This is a genomic window from Halothece sp. PCC 7418 (assembly GCF_000317635.1).
Classification (GTDB): domain Bacteria; phylum Cyanobacteriota; class Cyanobacteriia; order Cyanobacteriales; family Rubidibacteraceae; genus Halothece.
Genome location: NC_019779.1, coordinates 2,614,478 through 2,639,605 on the forward strand (window position 1 = coordinate 2,614,478; position 25,128 = coordinate 2,639,605).

General features: G+C 42.1%; 18 protein-coding genes. 5 read left to right on the forward strand and 13 right to left on the reverse strand.

What is annotated here, in order from left to right:
* Positions 1-122 precede the first annotated feature (122 nt).
* Positions 123-620 carry a phosphoribosyltransferase gene (locus PCC7418_RS11820; protein WP_015226419.1) on the forward strand — a complete coding sequence of 166 codons (498 nt, stop codon included), beginning with the start codon at positions 123-125 and terminating at the stop codon, positions 618-620.
* Here PCC7418_RS11820 and PCC7418_RS11825 read toward each other — a convergent pair.
* The 13 genes from PCC7418_RS11825 to PCC7418_RS11885 form a co-directional block, all read right to left on the reverse strand.
* On the reverse strand, positions 602-6,289 hold the full coding sequence (locus PCC7418_RS11825) for an AAA family ATPase (RefSeq protein ID WP_015226420.1): 5,688 nt from the start codon (positions 6,287-6,289) through the stop codon (positions 602-604). The two genes, PCC7418_RS11820 and PCC7418_RS11825, sit on opposite strands and share 19 nt — an antisense overlap.
* Positions 6,290-6,463: 174 nt before the next feature.
* Positions 6,464-7,819: an AAA-like domain-containing protein gene (locus PCC7418_RS11830; RefSeq protein ID WP_015226422.1), complete on the reverse strand. Its 1,356-nt coding sequence runs from the start codon at positions 7,817-7,819 to the stop codon at positions 6,464-6,466.
* Positions 7,820-8,100: 281 nt separating this feature from the next.
* Positions 8,101-9,069: a carbohydrate kinase gene (locus PCC7418_RS11835; protein WP_015226423.1), complete on the reverse strand. Its 969-nt coding sequence runs from the start codon at positions 9,067-9,069 to the stop codon at positions 8,101-8,103.
* A 79-nt stretch (positions 9,070-9,148) separates the two neighbouring features.
* The gene (locus PCC7418_RS11840) at positions 9,149-10,615 is read right to left on the reverse strand and encodes a DEAD/DEAH box helicase (RefSeq protein WP_015226424.1); all 1,467 of its coding nucleotides are present in this window, start codon (positions 10,613-10,615) and stop codon (positions 9,149-9,151) included.
* A gap of 178 nt (positions 10,616-10,793) precedes the next feature.
* Positions 10,794-11,201 carry a hypothetical protein gene (locus PCC7418_RS11845; RefSeq protein WP_015226425.1) on the reverse strand — a complete coding sequence of 136 codons (408 nt, stop codon included), beginning with the start codon at positions 11,199-11,201 and terminating at the stop codon, positions 10,794-10,796.
* A gap of 3 nt (positions 11,202-11,204) precedes the next feature.
* Positions 11,205-11,927 carry a PspA/IM30 family protein gene (locus tag PCC7418_RS11850; RefSeq protein ID WP_015226426.1) on the reverse strand — a complete coding sequence of 241 codons (723 nt, stop codon included), beginning with the start codon at positions 11,925-11,927 and terminating at the stop codon, positions 11,205-11,207.
* Between the two features lie 114 nt (positions 11,928-12,041).
* A complete protein-coding gene (locus PCC7418_RS11855) occupies positions 12,042-12,242 on the reverse strand; it encodes a hypothetical protein (RefSeq protein WP_015226427.1) in 201 nt (66 codons plus the stop codon).
* Between the two features lie 293 nt (positions 12,243-12,535).
* A complete protein-coding gene (locus tag PCC7418_RS11860; RefSeq protein WP_015226428.1) occupies positions 12,536-13,126 on the reverse strand; it encodes a low-complexity tail membrane protein in 591 nt (196 codons plus the stop codon).
* Positions 13,127-13,267: 141 nt separating this feature from the next.
* The gene (gene infB, locus PCC7418_RS11865) at positions 13,268-16,363 is read right to left on the reverse strand and encodes a translation initiation factor IF-2 (RefSeq protein ID WP_015226429.1); all 3,096 of its coding nucleotides are present in this window, start codon (positions 16,361-16,363) and stop codon (positions 13,268-13,270) included.
* 227 nt (positions 16,364-16,590) lie between these two features.
* On the reverse strand, positions 16,591-16,845 hold the full coding sequence (locus PCC7418_RS11870; protein ID WP_015226430.1) for a YlxR family protein: 255 nt from the start codon (positions 16,843-16,845) through the stop codon (positions 16,591-16,593).
* Positions 16,846-17,114: 269 nt separating this feature from the next.
* The gene (locus PCC7418_RS11875; RefSeq protein ID WP_150107061.1) at positions 17,115-17,567 is read right to left on the reverse strand and encodes a nitrate reductase associated protein; all 453 of its coding nucleotides are present in this window, start codon (positions 17,565-17,567) and stop codon (positions 17,115-17,117) included.
* Positions 17,568-17,631: 64 nt separating this feature from the next.
* A complete protein-coding gene (locus PCC7418_RS11880) occupies positions 17,632-19,827 on the reverse strand; it encodes a molybdopterin oxidoreductase family protein (protein WP_015226432.1) in 2,196 nt (731 codons plus the stop codon).
* A 221-nt stretch (positions 19,828-20,048) separates the two neighbouring features.
* A complete protein-coding gene (locus PCC7418_RS11885) occupies positions 20,049-21,551 on the reverse strand; it encodes an MFS transporter (protein ID WP_015226433.1) in 1,503 nt (500 codons plus the stop codon).
* Between the two features lie 313 nt (positions 21,552-21,864).
* Between PCC7418_RS11885 and PCC7418_RS11890 the strand changes: the two genes are divergently transcribed.
* The 4 genes from PCC7418_RS11890 (at position 21,865) to PCC7418_RS11900 (ending at position 25,061) form a co-directional block, all read left to right on the forward strand.
* Entirely contained in the window at positions 21,865-22,341 is a 477-nt protein-coding gene (locus tag PCC7418_RS11890) for a Uma2 family endonuclease (RefSeq protein WP_015226434.1), read from the forward strand.
* Positions 22,338-22,514, forward strand: a complete 177-nt coding sequence (locus PCC7418_RS20585) for a hypothetical protein (protein WP_171814911.1) — start codon at positions 22,338-22,340, stop codon at positions 22,512-22,514. The genes PCC7418_RS11890 and PCC7418_RS20585 overlap by 4 nt, the downstream gene beginning before the upstream one ends.
* A gap of 290 nt (positions 22,515-22,804) precedes the next feature.
* The gene (locus tag PCC7418_RS11895; RefSeq protein ID WP_015226435.1) at positions 22,805-23,803 is read left to right on the forward strand and encodes an aldo/keto reductase; all 999 of its coding nucleotides are present in this window, start codon (positions 22,805-22,807) and stop codon (positions 23,801-23,803) included.
* Between the two features lie 247 nt (positions 23,804-24,050).
* Positions 24,051-25,061 (forward strand): IS200/IS605 family accessory protein TnpB-related protein, encoded by a 1,011-nt coding sequence (locus PCC7418_RS11900; RefSeq protein WP_235620696.1) that lies wholly within the window; start codon positions 24,051-24,053, stop codon positions 25,059-25,061.
* Positions 25,062-25,128: the final 67 nt, after the last annotated feature.

Consider the following 25,128-nt stretch of genomic DNA (forward strand, 5'->3'; position numbering starts at 1 on the left):
GAGGTACAAAGCAAGTCGGTGGACGTTCATGGTTCATGGTTCATGGTTCATTGATTAACAACCAACAAAGAACGAAGAACGAAGAACAAAGAACGAAGAACAAATAACAAATAACAAAATCAATGTCCGATCTATACATTTCTTGGTCAGAATATTATCAAACCATTGAACAACTCGCGATTCAAATTGATCAATCGGGTTGGGAGTTTAATCAAATTGTATGTATTGCGAAAGGAGGTTTGCGGGTTGGTGATATTTTTTCCCGACTCTTTGACCTTCCTTTAGCGATTATGTCTGCTGCATCTTATGGCGGTGAAAACAATCAAACCCGAGGTAAAATTCAACTGTCTCAACATCTTGCAATGACAACCTCTCAATTAGGAAATCAAGTGTTGCTAGTGGATGATTTAGTGGATTCAGGAGTCAGTTTGCAAGTAACGATTGATTGGCTAAAACAACATTATCCAGAAATTACAGAACTACGCAGTGCAGTGTTATGGCGCAAAGATTGTTCTGTTATTACCCCTGATTACTATGTTCATTATCTCAAAGATAACCCTTGGATTCATCAACCCTTTGAACATTATGAACAAATCACTGTTCAGGATTTAGATAAATGATGCGCGATCCAATCTTGATTAAAAATCCTCTGATAAATCTGATTTTTGACTTTCAGATTTCCCGCTTCTTTCTCGACTAACCCCGAGAGTAATAACACTTGTTCGGCGGGTGTTTCGGAACTAGAAACCTGACCTGATTCTAAAATCTGTTGATAAAGCGGTAGGGTTTCCTGTGCGGGAACAGAAGAGTAGAGAACGCGATCGCGCACGGTTCTTAAATGTTCGGGTTCATCTTGGCTTTCCCAATTATTAATAATCTTCGTTTGTACTAGATTTTCCACCCATTCTGCTTCCTCATTTGTCGGAATAGTCTCAGAGGTTTGACGAATTAAGCGACAGAGTTTTTGCGTCAGAAACGGTTGTCCATTCGTCCAAGATAAAATTTCTCGTAATAAGGTTTGGGGATTTTCCACTTTTTCCGTTAACCCCTGTAACAAGGGTTGGGCTTCATGTTGCTTAAATCCTTTTAAGGTAATTTCTTGACCAATATTAAAGGGCGTTCTCTGATAGTCGGTAATCAAATCAGAAGGCGTTGCAACTCCTAATAAAACAAACGTTAACCGTTGATATTCTGGTTTGAGACTACGTTGATTGTAACAGGAACGAATCAGGGCAAAAAAGTCATTGACTGAGAAGTTTAAACCCAAAACACAATCAATTTCATCAATAAAAATCACAATCTTCTCTTGTTCTCCAACATAGGGAAGCAAGACTTCTTCAATAAAGTGACTCAATCGTTGAACGGGAGATAAATCCGTTTGTTCATTCCACCAGCTTTTGAAATTCACCACTCGTAATAATCCAAAATTCTTCCACAACTCCACCGCTAACCCTTTGTACCATTGACTGGGAGTGACTTCATCGCTTCCAATACGAGTTAAATCAACCGCAGCGCAAGCAAATCCTTCTTTACGGAGATGCTGCATCATTTGAATCATTAAACTCGATTTTCCCATTTGTCGGGGATTGAGAATATAACAAAATTCTCCTTGTTTTAATGCTTTGTAGAGATAGCGATCCGCCGAACGCACCACATAAGTTGGCGCATCCATCGGTAAACTTCCCCCCACTTGATAATAATAAGCAGAAAAGTCTTCTTCACTTTTAAGGAGGCGGTTTTCAAACTTGAGTTCGGCTTGGGTTGCTTTCAATATTTCTAAAGTTTCGGAAAGGCTTTGGGTGCGTTGTTGTATTTTTTGTTCTAAGTTTTGATTGGATTCAGCTAAATAGGCTTTTGCGAGTTCTAAATCCATATTCAGTGCTTCCATATCTTGATAAAGCACCGCATTTTTAAGAGAAATTGCAGCCTGAGAAGAGAGAAGGTTAATTACTTCTAAACGGTCACTTGTAAAGGCTTCGGTCGTCAAGTTATTTTCCAGATAAATTAAACCGAGAAATTCCCCTTGATTTAAAATTGGCGTACATAACACGGATCGAGGTTGATTCTGAATAATGTAAGGATCTTGATGGAATAGTTCCTCTGTACTCGCTTCATCTAAAATTGTACTTTCTTTTGTCCTAGCAACATAATTAATAATCGAAAGTGGGATCTGGGTGCTACTGATGACTGGCGTTGAAAGCAGCAATTTTGTTTCTGTTTTTTGCGAATAAGCCTCAATGAATAATTGCTGCTCTTTTTCTAAAATTAAATATCCAATTTGTGCGCCAGCATTTTCAACAACTATTTCAATTAACTTCGCCAGCAAATTATCTAAGATGATTTCTGAAGAGAGGCTTTGATGAGCTTTAATAATTGTCATCAAGTCTAAGTTTCTCGGATCGCTATTTGTGCTTGAATCTAATTCAGTTGAGGTTTTAATTTTCGGTAAAGGTATGGTTTCCGCTAGGCGAAATTGTGGATATCTTGTTTCTAAATCTTCCACTTTAGCAGTTGACCCCCATCGCCGATAAGCATAGTGTGCTTCTGCTAGATAGGTTTGGGCAATTTTCTGGCGACCTAAACCTAAATAAAATTCCCCAGCCAGTTCATTTCCTAAAGCAACATATTGAATGTATCTATTTTCTTTTGCGCCAATAATTGCGCGATCGTAAAGTTCCATTGCGGTCAAAGTTTCTCCTAAAACCTTTGCTTTTTCCGCTTCTACCAGTTCATAGCGATATTTAAAATTCATTGGTGCATAATATGCCCAAGTTTTCATTAATTCTTGGTTTTCAATAACTTGTTGTACATCTTGATGATTTTTATTACTTTCTAATTCACTAGTACGGTACTGACCTAAAAGTGATAAAGAATAATATAAGTTATGTTCTGTAAAAATAAACTCAGCCTTAATAAATAGCGAGTAGTCTAAAGCAAGTTTACTATATTGAATTGCGTCTTGGTACTGTTTAGATAAATAAGAAAGTAAAACTTTGTAGAAATAGTATTGAAACAAAACAATTTGATTATTTACAGTTTTCAGATATTCAATATCTTCTACCTCTTGCAAGAACTCGCCTTGAAGATCATTATTGAGTTGATAATTAGTTATTAAATTAGTGACAGCTTGAGCAGAAATATTAGTAAAAAATAGTTGATATTCTTTTTTATTTTGTCTGATAAAATCAAGATAATATTTTTGTTTTTTATGAACATCTTCTAGGTTTTCTCCGACAAAAAAAGAATGTTCACAGTAAAAATTGGCGCTATGACAGGCAAAGTCAAAATCACCATACTCAATTGCTTCTTGTATAGACTCAACTAAAAGGTGCATTACCTCTCTTAAATGTTTTTTCTTATATAGAATATTGATCGCACTTGGCATCTTAACTTGTGGCGATACAATTTGTGCATTTATTTGTTTGAGGAGAATTAAAGCTACTTCCGCTAATTGATAGCCTAAGTTGATATCATTTCTTAAACAAATTACTGTTGTTCCATAGTTAACATAACTATAAAGTATAGAAATAGAGTTTCCATGTTTTTTCGCAAGAGTAAGATTGGTGTAAATAATAGGACGGGTAATAGGATGAAGACTAAATGCAGCAGGTGCTGTGATGAGGCTTAAAACTTTGTTCCCTAGTGCTATAAAAGGGTCAGAAATTTCTGGTAAATCCAGTAATTGAGAAGGATTAATTGTCGGTTCAGATTCCACGATTTCAATTCCTAAAATGTCTAAGACTTTTAGACCATTTTCTACACTCAATAAGAGTTCTTGATTACTAATATTAATTTGAATTTCTATGAGCATGAATTTTGTTCGGTCTAAGTCATTATCTGACTGTTTTTGACCAATTTGACATAATCTAAGTGCTTCTTCTAAGTTTGCGTTTAAGTATTCTACTTCAGCAGACTCTAGATAGATCTCAACAGTTTGTTGATAGTTATTTTGCCAGTTCTCATCATCTAAAATTTGACGACAAGTGTGGAAATGATTTGCAGCTAAGTCGTAAGCGGTTGATTGCTTGGCTTTTTTTCCTGCTTTCAAGTTAAGAACGACTAATTCTTGTCTTTCCTCTTCAGAAGTTAGTAAATCGAATCCTAAGTTCAGTTGATTAACAAGAACAAATAAAATCTCTTCTTGTTCTTTTTCGGTACTATTTTGAAGTAATAATTGACCAATCTTAAGATGGGTTGCTTTCTTTTCTGTGACTGGAATTAGAGAATAAGCAGCTTGTTGAATGCGATCATGTAAAAATCGGTATTCTATTTCCCCATGATTTAAGCTAGTTTTACTTCCTTTTGAATCAATTGTAATAAAGTTTTGTTGTAGTGCTGGCTCTAGATTATTTTTAGCAAAATCAGAAGAACATTGATGAATCTTTACTAAACTGGATAAACTAAATTGATAACCGATACAAGCTGCTGCTTTTAAAATCTCTTGTGTTGTTTGTGGTAGTTTCTGAAAATTTCGAGCTAAAAGCTCAACTAAATTCAGATCGGCTAAACCTACTCCTTGTATGACGTTTAAGTCCCAAAGCCACTGATCGGCTTGATAATTGTAATTAATAATCTTTTCTTCATCGAGTGTCTTGAGAAATTGGTTAATAAAGAAGGGATTTCCTTGTGTTTTCTCAAAAACTAAATGACTCAATTGTTGGATTTTTTGCGGATCTGCTTTGGTTTCAAAAGTATCCGCCATGAACTCATGAACCTGATCAATATTAAGGGACTGAACCGTGATTTCAATAATTTTTGTGTTGTGTTCATTTTTAAGCTGATTTAGAATATGAAGCAGAGGATGAGTGAGCTTAACTTCATTATCGCGATAGGCCCCAATGAGTAAGAAATATTTTGCATTGGGATTACTCACTAAATACTGAATGAGCTTTAAAGAAGCCGTGTCAGCCCATTGCAAATCGTCAAGAAAGAGAACGAGCGGATGTTTGGCTTGAGAAAAAACGTTTGTAAATTGTTGGAAAACTCGATGAAAACGATTTTGAATTGCTTGTCCTTCTAGGATCGGAACATCAGGTTGCGGTCCAATTAGAATTTCTAGTTCTGGAATTAAATCAATAATAATTTTACCGTTATTCCCAAGAGCAGTTTGAATTTGTTTTTGCCAAACTGCAATTTCCTCAGCACTCGTCGTTAATAACTGTGAGATTAAGTTTTGAAAGGCTTCAATGATTGCAGAATAAGGTGTTTCTTGTTTATATTGATCAAATTTACCACTGATAAAATATCCTCGCGCTTGCGATACGGGTGGGTAAATTTCGCGGACAATTGAAGTTTTTCCAATTCCAGCATAACCAGAAATGACAGCAAAACTGCTGTTTCCTTGTTGGATCGTTGAGAAAGCGTTAAGGAGAACTTGGATTTCTTCTTCTCGTCCATAGAGCTTTTGGGGGAGAATTAAATAAGGAGCGCGATCGCGCTGTCCTAAAATAAAAGAATTAACGGTGCGATAGTTTTGATATTGCTGAACACAAGATTCTAAATCAAACTTTAATCCTTCTGCGGTTTGATATCTATCTTCTGCACTTTTGGCGAGGAGTTTCAAAACTACATGAGAAACCCCTAAAGGAATGTTCGCTGAGAGTTGATGCGGTGGAATCGGATCTTGGGCAAGATGGCTATGAATCAGTTCTAGTGGGTCAGTGCTAACATAAGGGAGTTGTCCTGTCAGCATTTCATAGAAGGTGACTCCCAGAGAATATAAGTCGCTACGATGGTCGAGATAGCGATTCATTCTCCCCGTTTGCTCAGGGGACATATAAGCAAACGTTCCCGCCATCAGGTTAGGATTTTGCAGAGTTGGGTATTCAAATGGGGCGCGAATGGCAATATTAAAGTCAGTGAGTTTAACCTCTTGTGTGTTTGGGTTAATAATAATGTTGCTGGGTTTAATATCTTTGTGAATAATGGGGATTTGATGGAGTTGATTTAAAGTTTCAGCCAAATGAATGCCAACGGTGAAAAATTCTTCTAGGGAAAGAGGATGAACCGAAAGATATTCCGCTAGGGATTGACCGCCGAAGTCTTCTAAAATCAGGGCATAGCTATTGCCATCAGCTTCGAGAGAATAGGCTTTGATAATCCGAGGACAATCAAGATTCCCACTAATTTCATATTCATTTTGTAAGCTCTCAATCTCTTTTAATTCTGGTGTCTCTGACTTAAGGCGTTTAATAATCACCCTTTGACTGTCACTATTTCGGATTCCGCGATAAATAATGGTTTTATTCCGTTGCGCGATCGTCTCTTGAATGGTGTATCCTGACAACATAAGCGAATCTGGGGGTCTGGTTACGAAACATTAAAGGTTTGGAAAATGAGGGAAAACCTCTTTTTCAAAATCTAGTCGATTGATCGCGAGGAGTAGTCCAATCACTCAGTTCACAGCGACTTGCGGTGAGGACAGAATTGGGAATCTGAACCGTATCATCGGAGTGGATTGCATTCATGTTTCTTTTGAGTAATACTGTTTTAAGGTTTGTTGAAAATACTGTTGATAGAGGGGAACTCTCGGAAACGCGCGATCGCCGTTAAAGTCAATTAACCCCATACTGTAGAGCTTATAGGCTGAGGTCGCATCAACTGTAATCGGTTCTGGTGCACTCATAATCGCAAAACAAGCCTGAGCTAATTCGGGTTGTTCTTGTAATTTGGCTTGGTGACGACGGAGATGAGGGGCATAAATCCCACTTAAAGTCGCAGCATCCACCAGAAGTTCCTCTAGTGTCACCTCTCCTTGATTAAGATGATAGAGGGTAAGGTGAACGAGAGCAGGATGTCCATTAATCACTGACATTAATTGATTGACTTCCTCTTCTCTCCAAGACAGTCCGTAGCGTTGCGCTAATTCTTGGACTTCCTCAGCACTAAAATTTGGGAGTTCTAGCGGTAATCCGACATTACTAAATGGAGACTGGTTTAACTGTAATGGAACATAAACTTCTGTGGAGTGAATAACCACCAGACGGAGATTGCGCCAAATTGAAACATTTTTGGTTTCTTCATACCAAGATCGCAGCAGGGGTAAAAAACTTTTGGCAATTTTGGGATACTCAAAAATTTGATTCACTTCGTCAAAAGCGAGAATGAAGGGTGTATCCAGTTGTTCTAAAATATAGTGGAGGTAAAGGGTACAACTGACACCACTACCAATATCTTCCTGCCAATAGTCATCGAGTTTGGCTTCTATATTCAATTGATAAGTAATATTGGCACAAACCCAACGTAAAAAGCGATTCACGTTGCTTAATATCTCCTGATCCGCTTGCTGGAGATCAAGGTTCACTGTGGCATACCCGAGACGATTTCCATACTCGAAAAGTCTAATCAGGAGAGACGTTTTCCCCATTTCTTGCGGGGCTTTAATCCGTAATAATGCCCCTGCTTGTTGAATCCCTCGATAAGTTTCTTCTTCAATCGATTGCCGTTGAATATAAACTTTAGAACCCAGAGGGATTGCCCCACTGGGATAAGGGAAAGACTTGGAAGAAGATGTGACAACTCTTGATGAAGCGGTGGATTTATTCAAATAGGATTCTAGAATAATACGACTGTTTTTTTTTGTCACCCGTTTCCCGATGAGGGTGCTCAAACGTTGCCATAACCGAGGCGCAACGACATTACTAAAATACCCTACACTGTACCCAGATTGTTTCGCAATTGCACTATAGGTCTGATCCTGCCAAATTCCTTGTAATACTAAAATTTCTGTTGAATTTAAACAAGACTGTTCATTTTCTACAAGATCATGGTTTAGTTTTTCGATGAGAAGATGAAAGGTTTGAGAATTAGGAAGAGACATTATTTACACGAATCGTTTCAGCGTTTTTTGATCCCTAGAAAGACAGAATTTTTAACAAGCATTTATGCAAAATAAGATTGCAATTGCAATATTTATTAAAATCACAAAATTGCTTAAACTGCGATCAAATTCAGCATCAGTTAAGAGAAATTACGCAGGATCATGGGGTAAACTGAGCTCCTAATCATAAAGGGGAAAACACTGATATGAGTGCGTAGTGACGAGAAACAATAAGGACAGTAATAAAATTCAAATCATTTCTACTATATTATCACTTATTTTCAACGAATTCCAGTTAAAAATGTCTCCACTTCTTCGGCAGTTGGTTGGGCTGCGATCGCGCCTGGCTTTGTTGTCGTCAAACCGCCAACGGCACAAGCATAAGTGATTATTTCTTTGACTGTTGTCGGATTATTCAGATGATTTAAACCTTTTTCACACAACTGATGCACTAACCCGGCAACGAAGCTATCCCCAGCCCCTGTGGTATCTTGAACAGACATCTGAAATGCTGGAACTTTCCCTTCTAAATCATTCAAATGATAGCTAATCGTTCCCTCCCCATCGGTGACAAATACCCCTTCCACAGAAGACAGTTGATGCGCGATCGCGCCTGATTCTGCGGTATTAAATAACCATTGTGCTTCTTCTTTCGATAACTTGACAAAATCCACCGTATGCCATAGCCGATCAATCAGAGGAACTGCTGCTTCTGGATCGGACCAAAACATCGGTCGCCAGTTCACATCCACCAGCACTTTGATATTGTAAGTATTAGCCAGATCAAGGGCGCGAAAGACTGCTTTGCGAGTTTTAGGATAGGCTAGTTCTAATGTCCCAATGACAAGAAACTGTGCTTGTTCAAATAAAGGAATCGGTAGCTGATCCGCATCGAGAAAGGCATCTGCAAACTGATCCGTGGGTAAGTCGCCAAAACCAGCAAACGCGCGATCGCCCTCTAAAGAACGAGTGACATAAACGGAGCGCGTGGGGGCAGTGGGATGCTCTTGCATTCCTTGACAATTTACACCAATTTGTGCTAATAATTTTTTCAGTGCTTGACCCGCTTCGTCTTGTCCAATGCAACCGATAAACCCTGCGGATGTTCCCAATTTCACTAAAGCGGTGGCGACATTGGCGGGCGCACCTCCAGGATATGCAATCCAGTTATTGACTTTTTCTAAGGGTTTTCCCGCTTCTTGCGCTAAATAGTCGTATAAAATTTCACCCAAGCAAAGCACTTGTGTCATAGCACCGTTTCCTTCACGCTTTTCCCATATTTTAAATCTTAGGGCTCTTTTTGCTGTAGCGGTTGCCATCTTGCGTTCATTAATCCGTTTTATACTCACCGCCCTCTTCCGCTGCTTTCGGCTGAGAATAAGAATCTTTCTTTTGGGTGGGAAATACTTCTAGTTGACCTTGTTGGGTTTGACCTCGACGACGTTCAGAAGTTCTTTCTTCGCTGGTTTCTTCGGCAATGACTTCGTATAAAATCGCTTGTTTGTCTTTGGTTTTTCCTTTTCTTAAAACGCGACCTAATCTTTGAATATATTCCCGTGCAGAACTGGTTCCAGATAAAATGATGGCAATTCTCGCATCAGGAACATCTACGCCTTCATTGAGAACATGAGAAGCAACCAGGGTTTTATAGATGCCTGCTTTGAATTGTTGGAGAATAAAATGGCGTTCTTTAACGGGGGTTTGGTGAGTAATGGCGGGGATTAAAAAGTCTTGAGAAATGCGATAAACGGTGGCGTTATCGTTAGTAAAAATTAAAATGGCTTCGGGAGAATGTTTCGTAATTAATTCTGTTAAAACTCGCAGTTTACTATCCGTTCCTAAAGCAATTTCTTTGGCTTGACGATGGGCAAGCATGGCGCGTCTGCCTTCTTGCGATCGCGCACTTTCTTTAACAAATAATTGCCAGCCTTTGAGGTTACTCAGAGAGATCCGTTTTTGTTTGAGAAATTGATTCCGTTGCGCGATCGCGCGTTGATAAGTTTCTTTTTCTTTCGGAGATAATTTAACTTTAATTTCAACAGTTTTATAATTGGCTAGGGCTTCCCCCGATAATTCTTTTGCAGTTTTTCGATAGACAACTGAACCAATGAGGGCTTCTAAATCTCGTTCATTCCCATCGGAACGTTCTGGGGTTGCCGTGAGTCCTAAACGGTAAGGCGCGATCGCGTATTCGGCTATGACGCGAAAAAAATCGGTGGGCAGATGATGACATTCATCAAAAATTAACAACGCATAACGATTGCCAATGGCTTCGGCGTGAATAGCAGCACTGTTGTAAGTTGCCACTAAAATCTCCGCGCGATCGCGCGATCCGCCCCCTAATAACCCCAAATCCACATCCGGAAAAGCAGCCTCCAGTTGAGCGTACCATTGGTGCATTAAATCCAACGTCGGAACCACAATCAATGCTGTGCGTGGTGTCGCTTCCATCGCTAGCTGGGCTAAATAAGTTTTCCCTGCTGCGGTAGGTAACACCACAATCCCTTGTCTCCCTGCTGCTTTCCATCCTGCTAAGGCTTCCGCCTGGTGAGAGTAGGGAGTCATTTCAAAGCGGGAGTTTAAAGTTAACGACTGAAACGCTTTTGCCTCATCAAGGAAATCAATCTCTTCGTGTTGTAGCGTTTCCACCAAAGGGCGATAATAAATGGCTGGAATGCGAAACTTTTCCACGCGATCGTCCCAAGTGGCGAAATCAATCCAACTTTTCCCTCGCGGTGGTGGATGCAGGAGGAGTGTTCCTTGGTTATACCATAGCTTGGGAATCCGTCTCGACATTAGGTGAGTTGACTGTGTGGACAAGTGCAATGATATCAGTGACCAGTGACCAGTTATCAGTTATCAGTTACCAGTGACCAGTGACCAGTTATCAGTTATCAGTGACCAAATAACAAAGAACAAATAACTAAAGAACGAAGAACAAATAACTAAAGAACAAAGAACGAAGAACAAATAACTAATGACTCGCTAATTCTTGCAATTTTTCCGTCCAACGGGCTGCGAGGGAGATATCAGTAAAAGGAATTTCTACATTTTCTGAATTAGGAAACGCAAACTGAATCGCAGGCTTTCCTTTCCGAGGAGGGTTGTCTAAAACAACAGGCGTTTCGTCAACCAGTAATTTGATTTCTGCGACATCATGGAGGGAAAAGGTTTGTAAGGCTTCTGGTATTCCCCGTGTCGGTTTTCCCCAAGTAATTTTATCGTCTTTTTGCCCTAACACAGCATAGATATCATATTTGGCGCGATCAAACTGTTCTGCCCAGTTGCGATAGGCTTCTACCTTTTGATATTCATTCCACCCCGCCCACGCTAAACCAATGAATAACGCGAGGAGGGGAAGCCAGATTAATCCTCTTTCCATATTTTATTGCTTTAATTCAGAGCGCAGTTGTTCCAGTTCTTGATCCACAGCAGCTTGTTGACCCTCGGGAAGTTCTTTCCGTTGTTTCATCTGACTCAATTCTGCATCGACGTTGCTTCCTTGTTCAAGGGCTGCAAATTGCTTTTCAATATCATCTCCCCCCATTTCTTGGGCTGCTTCGGCGGAGGCTTCCATTTCTGTCACGCGCTCTTCCATTTGTTCAAACGCACTGAGAGAACTCCCTGTATTCACCCCTTGCATAAACTCATTGACCCGTTGCGTGGCTTCAGCAGAACGTGCTCTTGCAATATACATATCTTTTTTATTTTTCGCCTCGGAAATTTTACTTTCTAACTTCCGCATATCGCTTTTGAGTTTATCAATGACCTGATTTTGCTGTGTCAGTTGTTCATTGAGGCTGTCTGCGGTTTGTTGATAGTTTTGACGGCGAGTGAGGGCTTCTCGGGCTAAATCTTCATTTCCTTTTTCTAAAGCCAGTTGAGCGCGTTTTTTCCACTCATCCGCAGTGCTTTTAGCTTGGTTGGCTTGACGTTCGGTGCGCTTTTGTGAGGCGATAGCTTGCGCGACCGCTTGTCGGAGTTTCACCAAGTCTTCCTGCATATCCGAAACGGCTTGCTCTAGAATTTTTTCGGGGTCTTCGGTTTTCTTGAGTAAGCTATTGATATTGGCTTTGATGATGCGCCAGAGACGTTGTAAAAAACCCATAGTTAGTTGACTGATAGATAGTTTCTTCTAAACCTGATAATAGCCTAAGATAGCAAAACTCCCCTTGGCGTAACTCATCGCAGGGGAGGAATTTTCTGAGGTTGAGATTTAGTTTTAGTAAGCAAGGGTTTCTAAGGTTTCTCGGAGATAATTACGCACCTGCTCGTCTAGGTTATCTTGGGATTCAGTGTCTTGAACTCCGTTTTCAATTTGCCAACTGGTGAAACCAGAACTTTGCGCGATCGCGCTGCGTAAGTTTTCCCAGATTGCTTGGTCTTCAGAAAATTGTTGTTGTTCGATCGTTGTGCTTGCCATACTGCTGCCAATAATGTTGATTGATCTGCCTTTTTCTCTACCTTAGCTCAAAGTTGCAGGCAGTTTCTGCTAATGGGGATACAAAATACCTAAGAAGCAAGGTATAGGTGAGTTTCAACATTTAAGCTATTTACTAGACTTTCTTTGACATTAGACCAGAAAACCATTATAGGTCGCGGAGTATCAAAAGCCTCGGCTAAGATCCACTTAAATCCGCTTGGTTTTACGGCGACTTCTATCAACTGATTTAATCACAATCATTTAGGATCTCAATCTTTCGAGCACCAAACCGATTACTGATCGCTAATTGCAGGTAATATTTTCTTAACCCGAAACCCTGGGACAAAATAATTGCTGGTGATTTGTTCGGGGGGTTCGGCGGTTAACTCAGCCAGTTGACTGTTGCGGGTGAGGAAAACGGCGATGACGCTGAGGGGAACTTGCAGAAAGAGATTACTGGCAAAAAACGCGATCGCTGCAACGCTTAATCCTAGCCAGTGGTTAGAAATGGGGGTAACAGGGGCGACTAAAGGCGTATAACGAGCAATGAACCATAAACCCACTAGAAGCGCGATCGCGCCCAATCCTGTTAAAATCCGATGTTTGGCTGTCTTAAAGACTTTCAAGATTTGTCGTTGCGGTTCACTCAACTGATCGGGCTGTACCGCAAGCACTAAAATACTAAAAATATCAAAGGGTCGCACCCACTGCATCAGCGTAATCGGGAGTGTTCCCACCACAGCCACTAAAATCAGTTCGACGATCACTGGGAAAATCGGTTTCCCCGCAGCCAACCCTAACCACACTAACTCTAACCATAAGGGAAGAATGGCTAATCCTGCTAAATGAATCCACAAATAAGGCTCTTTTTTATACATAGTCATTAGTCATTGGTCATTGGTCATTGGTTATTTGTTCGTTGTTCGTTGTTCTTTGTTCTTCGTTCACTGGTCACTGGTCACTGGTCACTGATCACTGGTCACTGATCCCCCTCCCCAAAAAAGCAGAGAGAGGGAAAGCAGCAGTTACTTCTTGGGATTTAAGGTGCGTCGTTTCATGACCATTTCGTAGGCTTCAATGATATCGCCTTCTTTCCAGTTGTTGAACTTATTAGAACCGATACCACATTCAAAGCCAGATTGGACTTCTTTCGCATCTTCTTTCACCCGTTTCAGGGAGTCAATATTGCCTTGATAGACCACTTCGCCATCGCGACGAACTCGCATTTGACGATTACGCACAATGCGTCCTGATTGGACATAACAACCAGCGACAGAACCGCGTCCCACAGGGAAGACGGCTCGCACTTCGGCAGTGCCTAAAGGTGATTCTACCTCTTCGGGATCAAGAAGTCCTTCCATAGCCCCTTGGATCTCATCGAGGAGTTTGTAGATAATGTCATACTCCCGAATATCCACCCCTTCTTTATCGGCTGCTGCTTTCGTGTTAGAAGCGAGAGTGGTATTAAAACCAATAATCACCGCACCACTGGCTGCTGCGAGATCGACATCGGTTTCAGTTACTTCCCCTGGTGCAGCATATAAGACTCGGATTTGGACTTCGTTTTGCGGGAGTTGCGCTAAGGAACTTTGAATCGCTTCCACTGACCCTTGAACGTCGGCTTTGATGATCAGATTCAGTTCTTTCAGTTCGCCCTCTTGGGCTTGTTCAGAGACATTGCTGAGGGTGACACGGCGAGAACTTGCAGCCCGTTGTAAGCGAGAACTCCGCATTTCAGCCGTCCGTTGTTCTGCGATCGCGCGGGCTTCTTTTTCATCCTTATAAACAGCAAACTCATCTCCCGCAGAAGGCACTTCACTCAAGCCGAGGATTTCCACAGCAAAGGAGGGGCTAGCCACTTCGACTCGTTCTCCGCGATCGTCAATCATGGCGCGGATTTTACCAAAACAGGGCCCTGCGACAATGACATCACCAATGCGGAGCGTTCCATTTTGCACCAGCAAAGTGGCAACGGGGCCCCGAGCGCGGTCTAAGTTCGCTTCAATGACGGTTCCTTTGGCGAGACGATCTGGGTTGGCGGAGAGTTCTTCTAGTTCTGCTACAAGAATAATCATCTCTAGCAGTTCATCGAGGTTATCCCCTGTAATCGCGCTAACGCCAACCATCGGCGTATTACCGCCCCATTCTTCGGGGACTAACTCATGTTCAGTTAACTCTTGTTTCACGCGATCGGGTTGCGCCCCTTCTTTATCCATTTTGTTAATCGCAACAACAATCGGCACCCCTGCTGCTTTGGCGTGACTGATCGCTTCTTGGGTTTGCGGTTGTACCCCATCATCCGCAGCAACCACTAACACAGCAATATCAGTGACTTTTGCCCCTCGCGCCCGCATGGCGGTAAAGGCTTCGTGACCTGGAGTATCGAGGAAGACCACTTGTTTGGTTTCCCCTTCATGATCCACATCCACATGATACGCGCCTGTGTGTTGGGTAATCCCTCCTGCTTCTCCTTCCGCCACTTTGGTTTTGCGAATGGAGTCGAGGAGACTGGTTTTCCCGTGGTCAACGTGACCCATAATCGTAATCACGGGCGGACGAGACTGGAGGTTTTCCAGGTCTTCCGTATCCAGCATTTCGGTTTTCGTGGCTGCGGATTTTTCTTCTGGGATTTCTACGTTTACCCCTAAATCTTCCGCGACCATGCGGGCGGTTTCGATTTCCAAGGTTTGGGTAATGTTCACCTGAATCCCTTTGAAGAAGAGATTTTTGATGATTTCCGTCTCAGAAACCGCCAATAGTTCTGCTAAAGCAGGAACGGCTAACTCTTGAGTCAAAGTAATCGTTTCTGGACGCTCTTTGCTCTGTTCTTTTTCTTGACGTTGAGTGCGTTGTGTGCTCGGTTGGCTTCCCCCTCTATTTTTCTTCGGTTTACTGGGGGCTGCTTTTGGTTGGGGAGTCGTTGCTTTTTTCTGGAGAGCTTCTGGTTTAGGCGGACGTTCCAGCGATCGCAGCGCGATCGAATCCTGTTCGGGTTGATCCAGTTCGTTTTCTAACGCCAACTCTTCGTCGTCATCATCTTCAATAATCGGCTTCGGACGGCGTTTTTTCGGCTGCGCTTTAGCTTCGACTTTTTCGGTATCCTCCTCTTCTTCTTCCCAGCCTTTTTTCTTACCGGTGCGAGTCGGTGCTTCTACCCGTTTAGGACGAGGACGTTTGGGTTGTTCTAACAGTAACTCATTGTCATCACTGGTTTCTTCTTCTGATGTTTCCTCCTCTTTCGCCGTTTTTCCTAATTGATCTTCATCTTTCGGCGGAGCTTGTTGATCTGCAGCCCGCTTCGGTTTAGCCAGCATTTTCGGTTTTGCTGGTTTTTTCGGAGCGGGTTTTTCTTCTGTTTTTGCTTCTGGTGCTGGTTCTGCTTTTTCGGGTGCTGGTTCTGGTTTCGGTTTCGGTGACTTCAGGGTTGGTTTTTCGGGTTTTTTCGGTTTTTCGACTTTTTTCCCTTCTTTTTTCGGGGGTTTAGGCTTACTCGGTGGCCCGATCAACTCTTTGCTTTCTGAAGATGCGCTGGATTCCAAGTTAGCCTCGGTTGGCGCTGGGGCTTCTGACTTAACGGATGGGGAGGGTTTGGCTTCAGGGGCTTTCGGTTTTTCCGCCTGTTTTTGCACAGAGCCCTCTGATCCTGCAACTGGTTTCTGCAGGTTTTCTGTCGTCTCTGAAGTGTCTGGGGAAACTGATGATGGGGTTTCCTGAGCCGTTTTTTTCATCTTAGGTTTGGGTCTGATGTCTTGATCAACATCCGATTTAGCTGTAGGACGACGAGGAGGTGCTTTCAGTTGCGGGCCATCACCACTTTCATCCCCATTTTTCCCGTGTGGATCTTTACCCTCCTCACGTTTGTTATGTCGAACTTCTAAGATTTTTTGTTGATGTTTTTTCGAGGGCTTACCATTTCTGGGGTTAGCTTTTCCATTTCCATTGTCATAATTTTTGCTAACACCACCTTTCTGCACATCAGCTCGAATGCGCTCTGCGTCTTCCTCTGGGATACTACTGCTATGAGTTTTTGCAGTAATGTTCAGTTTATTGCAAATATCCAATACTTGTTTATTTTCTAAATCTAATTCTCGTGACAAATCGTATATTCTGACCTTAGTCATCCACTATCCCCCGTATGTTTGAGTTTTCTGTTTTCTTTAGAGCATAAGTTGGGGCCCTTAATCACAGTAGTTGTTAGCAATTTTTCACCGAATTTGATGTTCGGTGAGATATAGTTTCGTTTATGATGTATATTTAAGCGAAGATTGGTTCTCCTACAATTTAACCCTGAGTCTCTCATTGTACCAATAATTTAATTTTTTCTAGAGTTTGTCTTCACTAACTCAAATTAAGAGACGTTCTTAACGCGCTCCCACAGTTGGTCGTAGATGTCATCAGGGATTTTCACTTTTAGGGCTCGCCCGAGGCGATTTTTGTGCTGGGCTGTTTTGAGACAACTTGCACAAGGACAAACATAAGCTGAACGTCCCATGCCCTGATCCAATTGTATCGTTTTGGAAGGATGGACTCGAATAATCCGTAGAAATTCGCTTTTGGGGGCAATGCGACGACAACTTAAACAGCGTCGATAGTTGGTTTTCATGATATCTAGGTGATCTATAGCATTTTCACTCGTGAGCCAATACTTGTCGTTTAAGGGTGACACTCCCAGCGTGTCAATTGGGAAAAGGGTCAGGGGGAAAGGTTAAAGGGAATCAGTAAGAATCGGAAAAAGGAGAATTTTTCCAAAAAATGTCATAAGTTTTCACGACTCCATCAGATTTCCTGGCATCGATCGCTTCTGTGGAGACGTTCTAGGGAACGTCCTTACTGGGTTCTTCGACAAGTGAAACACTGAGGCTGTCGAAGTGCTTAGGGCTCAATGATTCCAAATTCCTTTAAAGCTGGATAAAAATTTTTATTTTCATGGCTAGGACGAGATAATTTAATTAGTGCAAACCGTTGTAAGGGGCTTAATTGTTGCCATTGCTCTAGAGTGATTGTAACTTTAAAGTCACTGGCTTTTTCTTCTAACTGTTGAGGGACTACTTCAGGATTTAACCAAGGGGGATGGGGATCAAGTTCTAATTCTTTGGCGGGTTCATCGGTGTGTTGAAGAACTAAGTTTTGTAGATTCTGTTTATAGATTTGAATTTGGTCTGGGGTTTCACAAGGCTGATTCACTAATTCTTCTCTTTCGGCTTGGCTAAATTGATGCCAATGATGCAATTTCAGTTTAACGCCACAAGTATCTAATTTATAGCGTACTTGCATCGGAATACAGCGTAGATTATTCACAAAATCAGCTTCAAATTGAAAAAACATAAGTTTGTCATTCGTCATTAGGTAGAGACGTTCCAGGGAAGGTCTGTACATTAGGGGTTGGTGATCAGTGGGGTTTCAGGGCTGCTTGGAATTGGAGTTCTTCTGTGTTCTCGATCTCTTCGGTCATCGGAATTAATTGTACGGCGCAGGCTTTGAGTTCGGGTTGTTTAGAAAAGGGACAAGATTCGGGATGGGTGAGGGCGTTGGCTTCGGCGTTGTCCGCCCATAACGCGCCCCAGTGCATGGGAATAAAGACGGTTCCGGGGGCAATGGCTTTCGTAATTTTAACCCGAAATTGGGCTTTTCCTCGGCGCGATCGCGCTTCGACCCAACTTTCTTCTTCCACTAACCCAATTTTTTTCGCATCTCGGGGATGAATTTCTAATTCGGGATAGGGGTGCATTTTCTTAATTTTCGGAATGTGTCCGGTGCGGGTTTGCGTGTGCCAATGCCCATATAAGCGTCCTGTTGTCAAGATGTAAGGATAATTTTTATCTTCAGGTTCAGCAAGTCCGTTAGAATGAAATGCCCCAAAGTTGGCGCGTCCATCTGCGGTGGGAAACTGAAAGTTGGTATAGAGACGTTTCCCCGATGCAATCGTTTCGGTTTCCGTATCAGGACAGGGCCATTGGATGGGGCCTTCTTTTTGTAGGCGTTGGTGAGAGAGTCCCGTTAGATCACAAACGCGATCGCGCGTTAATTGAGTAAACTCTTCATAGACCTCGGCGGAACTGGCAAAGGCAAATTGTTCTGTAAACCCTAAGCGGTGTCCAACTTCTGCGAAAATTTCCCAGTCGGCTTTCGCTTCTCCCACCGGGTCTTGAAACGCAGGACAGAGAGTAACCACCCGTTCCGAATTCGTCATCACCCCAGTTTTTTCTCCCCATTGTGCTGCGGGTAAAACTAAATGGGCATAAGCTGCGGTTTCCGTGGGGTAATAGGCATCTTGATAAACCGTAAACCGTGATTTTAATAAAGCCTTTTTCGTCCGTTCAATATCGGGCATACTCACCGCTGGATTGGTTGCAGCCACCCAAAATAAACCCACATCTCCCCTTTCTAACCCCCGAATCATCTCCCAGGCATCCCGTCCGGGAGTAGGGTTAATGCTTCCTTCTGGGAGTTGCCACATCTTCTCGACAGCAGCACGATGATCGGGATTTTGGACGACTCTATAACCAGGAAGGATATGGGCGAGTCCCCCCGCTTCTCGTCCCCCCATGGCATTCGGTTGTCCGGTGAGAGAAAATGGTCCCGCGCCCGGTTTGCCAATATTAGCCGTCATTAAGTGTAAATTAATCAAGGTGCGGACTTTGGCGGTTCCTTCTGAAGATTGATTCATCCCCATTGACCACAGGGATAACACTCGTTGACAGTCTCCCCAATAACGGGCTGCTTGTTCTAATTCCGCAATGGTAATACCACATTTTTCCGCCACCACTTCCGGCGGATAATGACCAATCACCTCCGTATAATCGGGAAACCCTTTCGTACATTCATCAATGAAAATGGTTTCAATTTTTTCCCATTTCATCAATAAATAAGCAATCCCATTGAGGAGATCAATATCGGTTCCCGGTTTAATCGCCAAATGGAGATCCGCAGCCTCGGCGGTTTTTGTCTGACGAGGGTCAACCACAATCATTTTTACATTGCGGTTCCGCTTATGGTATTTCCGCAAACGATTAAAAACAATTGGGTGACAGTCGGCGGTATTGGTTCCAATGAGAAACGCGCAATCGGTTTGTTCCAAGTCATCGTAACAACAGGGGGGACCATCCGATCCAAAACTCTGCATATAACCCGCCACTGCAGACGACATACAGAGGCGAGAGTTGGCATCAAAATTATTGGTTCCCAGACACCCTTTTAGCAGTTTTTGGGCGATATAGTAGTCCTCCGTTTGCAGTTGTCCTGATCCATACATACAGATGCCATCATTGCCGTGAGTGACCTGTACCGTTTTAATTTCTCGGACAATGCGATTCAATGCTTCTTCCCAACTGACACGACGGAAAGGTTCATCTAAAGAGTCTCGCAGCAAGGGATATTTGAGGCGATTTTTTGCCGTGGCTTCGGTAATGGTTGCGCCTTTCACACAGACCATGCCTTTACTGGAAGGATGGGCGCGATCGCCGCGCACTTGCCAGATGGGATTTCCTTCACTATCACGGTTAACCGCTTTTCCGGGTTGCGCTGGGGGTAAGACTTCTAAACCACAGCCAACACCGCAGTAGGGACAAAGGGTTTTTTGTGTCATTTGTTCTTTATTCTTTGTTCTTTGTTGGTTGTTATTTGTTGGTTGGAAAATCAACAGAAAACCAATGATAAAAACGCTATAGCAGTTCTAATTCATTCGTAAAAACTTGATTAATCGATCTTCCCTTGTTTCCCCTCTTTCTGAAGTGGTCGTAGTCGTAGGGTGGGCATTGCCCACCCTACAATAAGCCAGCGCGGAGTGTCAAAAGATAGTTCTAATGACTAATTCTTAATAACAGGTTCTGGAGTAGGTTCTAACTCTTCTTCTTCTCCTTCATGGAACTCGGCAAATGATCCTTTCGGTTCTTTTAAGAAAAATGCACAGAGAAACGCCACAATTAATCCTGCAATTCCTAACACTTGGAAGAACGTCCGATCCGCAGCAGCGCCTGCTGGGAGTAAACTATAAAGTGTTAAGTAACAAACTGCGCCCACGTTGCCATACGCCCCAACATTTCCCGCAATTTGTCCCGTAACACGACGTTTAATCAGAGGAACAATGGCATAAGTTGAACCTTCTGCTGCTTGGACAAAGAAAGAACAAGCCATCGTTAAAACAATCGCTAAGGGAAGAAACCAGCTATTGTTAACGGTTCCCATCATTAAATAACCAATTCCCATTCCTCCTAATAAAATTGCCATTGTCCATTTCCGCGATCCCATTTTGTCAGAAATTAAACCGCCACTCGGACGAGACATGAGGTTCATAAAGGCATAACTTGACGCAATCATTCCCGCTTGTGCTGGGTTCAAATTAAAAGTCAATTCAAAGAAAGCGGGTAACATAGAAACGACAGCTAATTCTGACCCGAAATTGGTAACATAAGTGAGTTCTAAAATCGCAACTTGACTAAAGTTATACCGATCTTCAGCAGGGTAACGCTTTTTCCCAGTCATGAGACTTTTGTTCGCCTGCCATGCGTTGTAGGCTTGGAATAGGTAGAGTCCCAGTAAGACTAACCAAACTAATAATAATTGTCCTTGGTTGAGAAAACCAACCCCTTTTAACCGCCAAGCAAGTAAGGCTAAAACCCCTAAAATTGGAAGATTCATTAATAGTAAAAACCAAAAATCTCGCTTGCTGGTGACTTCCATTCCGCCATGACGTTCGGGACGTTGATAAACTTTTCCAGGGGGAGTATCTTCAACACTGAAAAAATAAATCACTCCATAAACTGCAGCAGCAATTCCTGTTAATGCAATGGCTAATCGCCAGTTAGAACTTCCTCCAGAAATAAAGGATAAGGCTAATGCAATAGAAGGAAGAGTAAACGCCGAAGCAGCAGAACCAAAGTTCCCCCAACCGCCATAAATCCCTTCCGCAACCCCAATTTCTTTCGGGGGAAACCATTCGGAAACCATGCGGATGCCAATCACAAATCCTGCACCGACAATTCCTAATAGTAATCGACTGATTACTAACATATTAAAATCATTCGCTGAAGCAAACAAAAGGCAGGGAATAGCAGAATAAATTAATAAGGTAGAAAAAGTTATGCGCGGTCCGAAGCGATCGAGCAACATTCCAATAATGACACGGGCGGGAACGGTCAGGGCTACATTACAAATCGCAATGGTTTTGATCTGGTCAACGGTTAGCCCTAAATCATCTTTAATTGTTGTTGCTAAAGGAGCAAAATTAAACCAGACAACAAAAGTTAGAAAGAAGGCGAACCAAGTCAAATGAAGGATTCGGTTTCGACCTTGAAAGGAGAGAATATTCATTATTTTATCACCCGTTTTTGACAACTAATCAACTCTAAAAATCACAGCTTTTTTTAGCTGGATTAAATTCAAAATGTAACGATTTCGTTGCTTCTACTGTAGTGATGAAGAAATATTAAATTCGTATCGCTTGCTACAAAATTTTATGAGTTATGTATTTATCGCATAACTTCTCTTTTTATATTGCATCATGCAATTTACATGAAAAAATATGCTATAGCAATCCCGCGAGTTCGGGGGGAACGGTTAATCAAAAAGCGTGAAAACTGCTATAATCTATGGTCAGCCTGGCTTCACTAACGGAGGTTTTGGCATGAAATGGGAAGACGTTTGCGCCAATCAGCAACTGCAAAATTTACCCTTCAAAATTGAGCTTAATCAATGGGGTCAAATTGTAATGAGTCCTGTTAAAATCAAACATTCTTTTTATCAAGGGCGATTGCAACGGTTATTAGAATCTTTCTTGAAAACTGGGGAAGTGATGCCCGAATGTGCGATTAATACAGCAGATGGGGTGAAAGTGGCTGATGTGGTTTGGTGTTCCGATGAACGGTTTCAACAAATTGAAGATGAGGTTTCTGCTTCAATTGCACCCGAAATTTGTATTGAAGTGAAGTCTGATGGGAACACAAGTGCGGAAATTGATGTGAAGAAAGAACTCTATTTTCAGGTAGGCGCGATGGAAGTTTGGCTGTGTAATCAAGAGGGAAAAATAACGTTTTATCATCCAGAAGGGGAATTAAAACAGTCTTTGCTTGTGCCGAATTTTCCCGATGAAATTAAACGATGACTGAAGCACTGGAAATGGGACACAATCGCGCTAATCCTGTCCCATCAAATTACGTTTTAGGCAAATTCTGCCAGTTGACTGTCGCCATCGCCTCCAAATGCGCGATCGCGCCGTCCAGCCAAGATTTAATCACTGCCATTGCCACCATACACTCGGTTACGAGTCACAAATGAAACGATGATCAGTTCAACAAGCAAGAGAGCAACTATAGCAATCCTAAATCAGTTGTAAATTTTTAGTTGGAATCCCCCCTTTAATTCCCCGCTTAGTAAGGGGGGTGGGGGGATCGTAATGTTGAGCTAGTTTTTACAAATGAGATCATATTGCTATATATGAGTTAATCAAAGATTTAAAACGTAGGTTGGGTTGAGTTACGAAACCCAACAAATGAGACACTTCTGGTGAAACTTAAAGATTACTCATAAGATGAGTAAAGGTGGACTGAAAATGATATTGCGAAACGATGCAAGCAAAAGAGACAAAAATACAAGTCAATAAAAAACTATCTTTACCCGTGATGGGTTGTGGGACTTGGGCGTGGGGAAATAAGCTGTTGTGGGAGTACGATGAGAGTCAAGACCAACAGCTACAGCAAGTTTTTACTTATTGTGTGGATCAGGGAGTAACATTATTTGATACAGGGGACTCCTACGGGACGGGAAAATTAAAAGGACGCAGTGAACAACTCTTAGGACAGTTTACCCGAGAGTATGAGGGAAGCGAGAAAGAAAATATTTGTATTGCAACGAAACTGGCTGCATATCCTTGGCGTTTAACTCGTCAGTCCATGATTGAGGCGGGTCGCGCTTCCGCGAAACGGTTAGGAAAAAATGTTGATTTAGTGCAAATGCACTGGCCCACTGCAAATTATTTTCCTTGGCAAGAAAATGCCCTGTTAGAGGGACTGGCGGATCTCTATGAAAAGGGAGAAGTGAAAGGAGTCGGTTTATCGAATTATGGTCCGAAGCGTCTCAGGGAAGTGCATCAAAAATTTGCGGAACGGGGTGTTCCCATTGTGACCTTACAGGTACAATATTCTCTGCTTTCTACTTATCCTGTCAAAGAGTTAGACTTAAAAGCAGTGTGTGATGAATTAGGGATTCAATTAATTGCTTATAGCCCACTTACGCTGGGTTTATTAACAGGGAAATATGGAAATGGCGTGTTTCCGAAAGGAGTGAGAGGATTATTATTTCGCTATTTATTACCAGGCATTAAACCTGTTCTCAATACGTTAGAAGAAATTGCTAAAATTCGGGAAAAAACAATGTCACAAATTGCTTTAAATTGGTGTATTTGTAAAGGAACAATTCCGATTCCAGGGGCAAAGAATTTACAGCAAGCGGAAATGAATTTGGGGGCGTTGGGTTGGCGACTGAGTGAAGCGGAAGTGACTGAACTGGATCAAGCAGTCAATCAAAATACTCGTCAGATGGTGCAAAATATCTTTCAAACGCGATGAGATATACCGGTTTTCACTCTCATAAGATACATCTAAATTTTTGTTCTTGGTTCTTGGTTCACTCTCTCCTTATCCCTTTCCCTAGCGCGTAGGGCTATACCAGTAAATTTAGTGACTTTAAAAAATGTCGGAATTTTCTCCAATCACTGATCATTGTTAAAATGAGGCAGTGAGTCCTGAAGAGAAACTGAGACCCGAGTTTTCTGCGATTAGCGATCAATCCCTCCCCCCAAATATAATTGAGAAAATGAAACAATTATCAGTTCAACAAGCAAGAGAGCAACTCTATGAGTTAATCAATGAAGTAACCCAACAGAATCAACTGATTTATATTTCTAGTGATGATAATAAGGTTGCTATTTCTCGAAAGAGAGATAGACACCTTTTAGACCATGCTGAAATCAAGTCTCCTGCTTTAATTGTTAATGAGAAAGGATGCAAGCTCAGTGTTCCCTTTAACATTAATCCTCCGAACAAAGAAGGAAACTGTGTCTGTGCTGTAGATGTAGGGATTAATACTCTAGCTACAGTCAGTATCGTTTATCCTGACGGCACTGTAACCGCAAGGAAGTTCATTCATCCCTCGGTTGACATAGACCGTCGTGATAAGCGTTTATGTCGAATTAGAAAGAAGGCTCGTTTAACCAAAAACCTAAGTAAAGGTTTCTGTTCCACGTCGTATCGAAAAGCTCGCCAGTACAACCGAAATATCGCTCAACAGTCTTCTAAACAAATTGTGGACTTCGCCACCGAACACGGGGCTTCAGTCATTGTGTTCGAGCAACTGAAAGGATGGCGACCTAAAGGAGGGCGTAAAGGTTCGACCTTAAAACAAAGATTTCATGGCTGGTTACATCGAGCTTTGGTTAATCTGACCCAAGAAAAGTTTGCTGAAGCAGGAGGAAAGACAGAGTTTGTTTATCCTCGTGGAACTTCTAGCTTTGCTTTTGATGGCAGTGGAAAAGTTAAACGAAGCAATAAGAATTATTCCCTAGCTACTTTTTCTAGTGCTAAACAATATAACTGTGACCTATCAGCTAGTTATAACATTGGTGCTAGATACTGGGCTAAAGAACTTAAACTGACCAACGGTCATCCGCAGGCTCCCGAATTCAGTTCGGGAGTACGGATGACTCGCAGAAATGACGGTCAGTTGGATGGTGGCAAAAGTTCCCCATCCAAACGGAGAACTCCCGTTACCTTATCTGTCCTTTGGAAGGATAAGGAAGCTCCGACTACAGCGACGCAAGGAGCTTAGTCGAGGGTGAGTTCACAATGTGGTCTCATTATGATTAGTTGAACGCTGGTGATTGCTAAAATGAGGC

Bases quoted from the DNA above. Each gene is read 5' to 3' on its own strand.
- PCC7418_RS11820 (WP_015226419.1), top strand. From the start codon at position 123: ATGTCCGATCTATACATTTCTTGGTCAGAATATTATCAAACCATTGAA.
- PCC7418_RS11825 (WP_015226420.1), bottom strand. From the start codon at position 6,289: ATGTTGTCAGGATACACCATTCAAGAGACGATCGCGCAACGGAATAAA.
- PCC7418_RS11830 (WP_015226422.1), bottom strand. From the start codon at position 7,819: ATGTCTCTTCCTAATTCTCAAACCTTTCATCTTCTCATCGAAAAACTA.
- PCC7418_RS11835 (WP_015226423.1), bottom strand. From the start codon at position 9,069: ATGACACAAGTGCTTTGCTTGGGTGAAATTTTATACGACTATTTAGCG.
- PCC7418_RS11840 (WP_015226424.1), bottom strand. From the start codon at position 10,615: ATGTCGAGACGGATTCCCAAGCTATGGTATAACCAAGGAACACTCCTC.
- PCC7418_RS11845 (WP_015226425.1), bottom strand. From the start codon at position 11,201: ATGGAAAGAGGATTAATCTGGCTTCCCCTCCTCGCGTTATTCATTGGT.
- PCC7418_RS11850 (WP_015226426.1), bottom strand. From the start codon at position 11,927: ATGGGTTTTTTACAACGTCTCTGGCGCATCATCAAAGCCAATATCAAT.
- PCC7418_RS11855 (WP_015226427.1), bottom strand. From the start codon at position 12,242: ATGGCAAGCACAACGATCGAACAACAACAATTTTCTGAAGACCAAGCA.
- PCC7418_RS11860 (WP_015226428.1), bottom strand. From the start codon at position 13,126: ATGACTATGTATAAAAAAGAGCCTTATTTGTGGATTCATTTAGCAGGA.
- infB (WP_015226429.1), bottom strand. From the start codon at position 16,363: ATGACTAAGGTCAGAATATACGATTTGTCACGAGAATTAGATTTAGAA.
- PCC7418_RS11870 (WP_015226430.1), bottom strand. From the start codon at position 16,845: ATGAAAACCAACTATCGACGCTGTTTAAGTTGTCGTCGCATTGCCCCC.
- PCC7418_RS11875 (WP_150107061.1), bottom strand. From the start codon at position 17,567: ATGTTTTTTCAATTTGAAGCTGATTTTGTGAATAATCTACGCTGTATT.
- PCC7418_RS11880 (WP_015226432.1), bottom strand. From the start codon at position 19,827: ATGACACAAAAAACCCTTTGTCCCTACTGCGGTGTTGGCTGTGGTTTA.
- PCC7418_RS11885 (WP_015226433.1), bottom strand. From the start codon at position 21,551: ATGAATATTCTCTCCTTTCAAGGTCGAAACCGAATCCTTCATTTGACT.
- PCC7418_RS11890 (WP_015226434.1), top strand. From the start codon at position 21,865: ATGAAATGGGAAGACGTTTGCGCCAATCAGCAACTGCAAAATTTACCC.
- PCC7418_RS20585 (WP_171814911.1), top strand. From the start codon at position 22,338: ATGACTGAAGCACTGGAAATGGGACACAATCGCGCTAATCCTGTCCCA.
- PCC7418_RS11895 (WP_015226435.1), top strand. From the start codon at position 22,805: ATGCAAGCAAAAGAGACAAAAATACAAGTCAATAAAAAACTATCTTTA.
- PCC7418_RS11900 (WP_235620696.1), top strand. From the start codon at position 24,051: ATGAAACAATTATCAGTTCAACAAGCAAGAGAGCAACTCTATGAGTTA.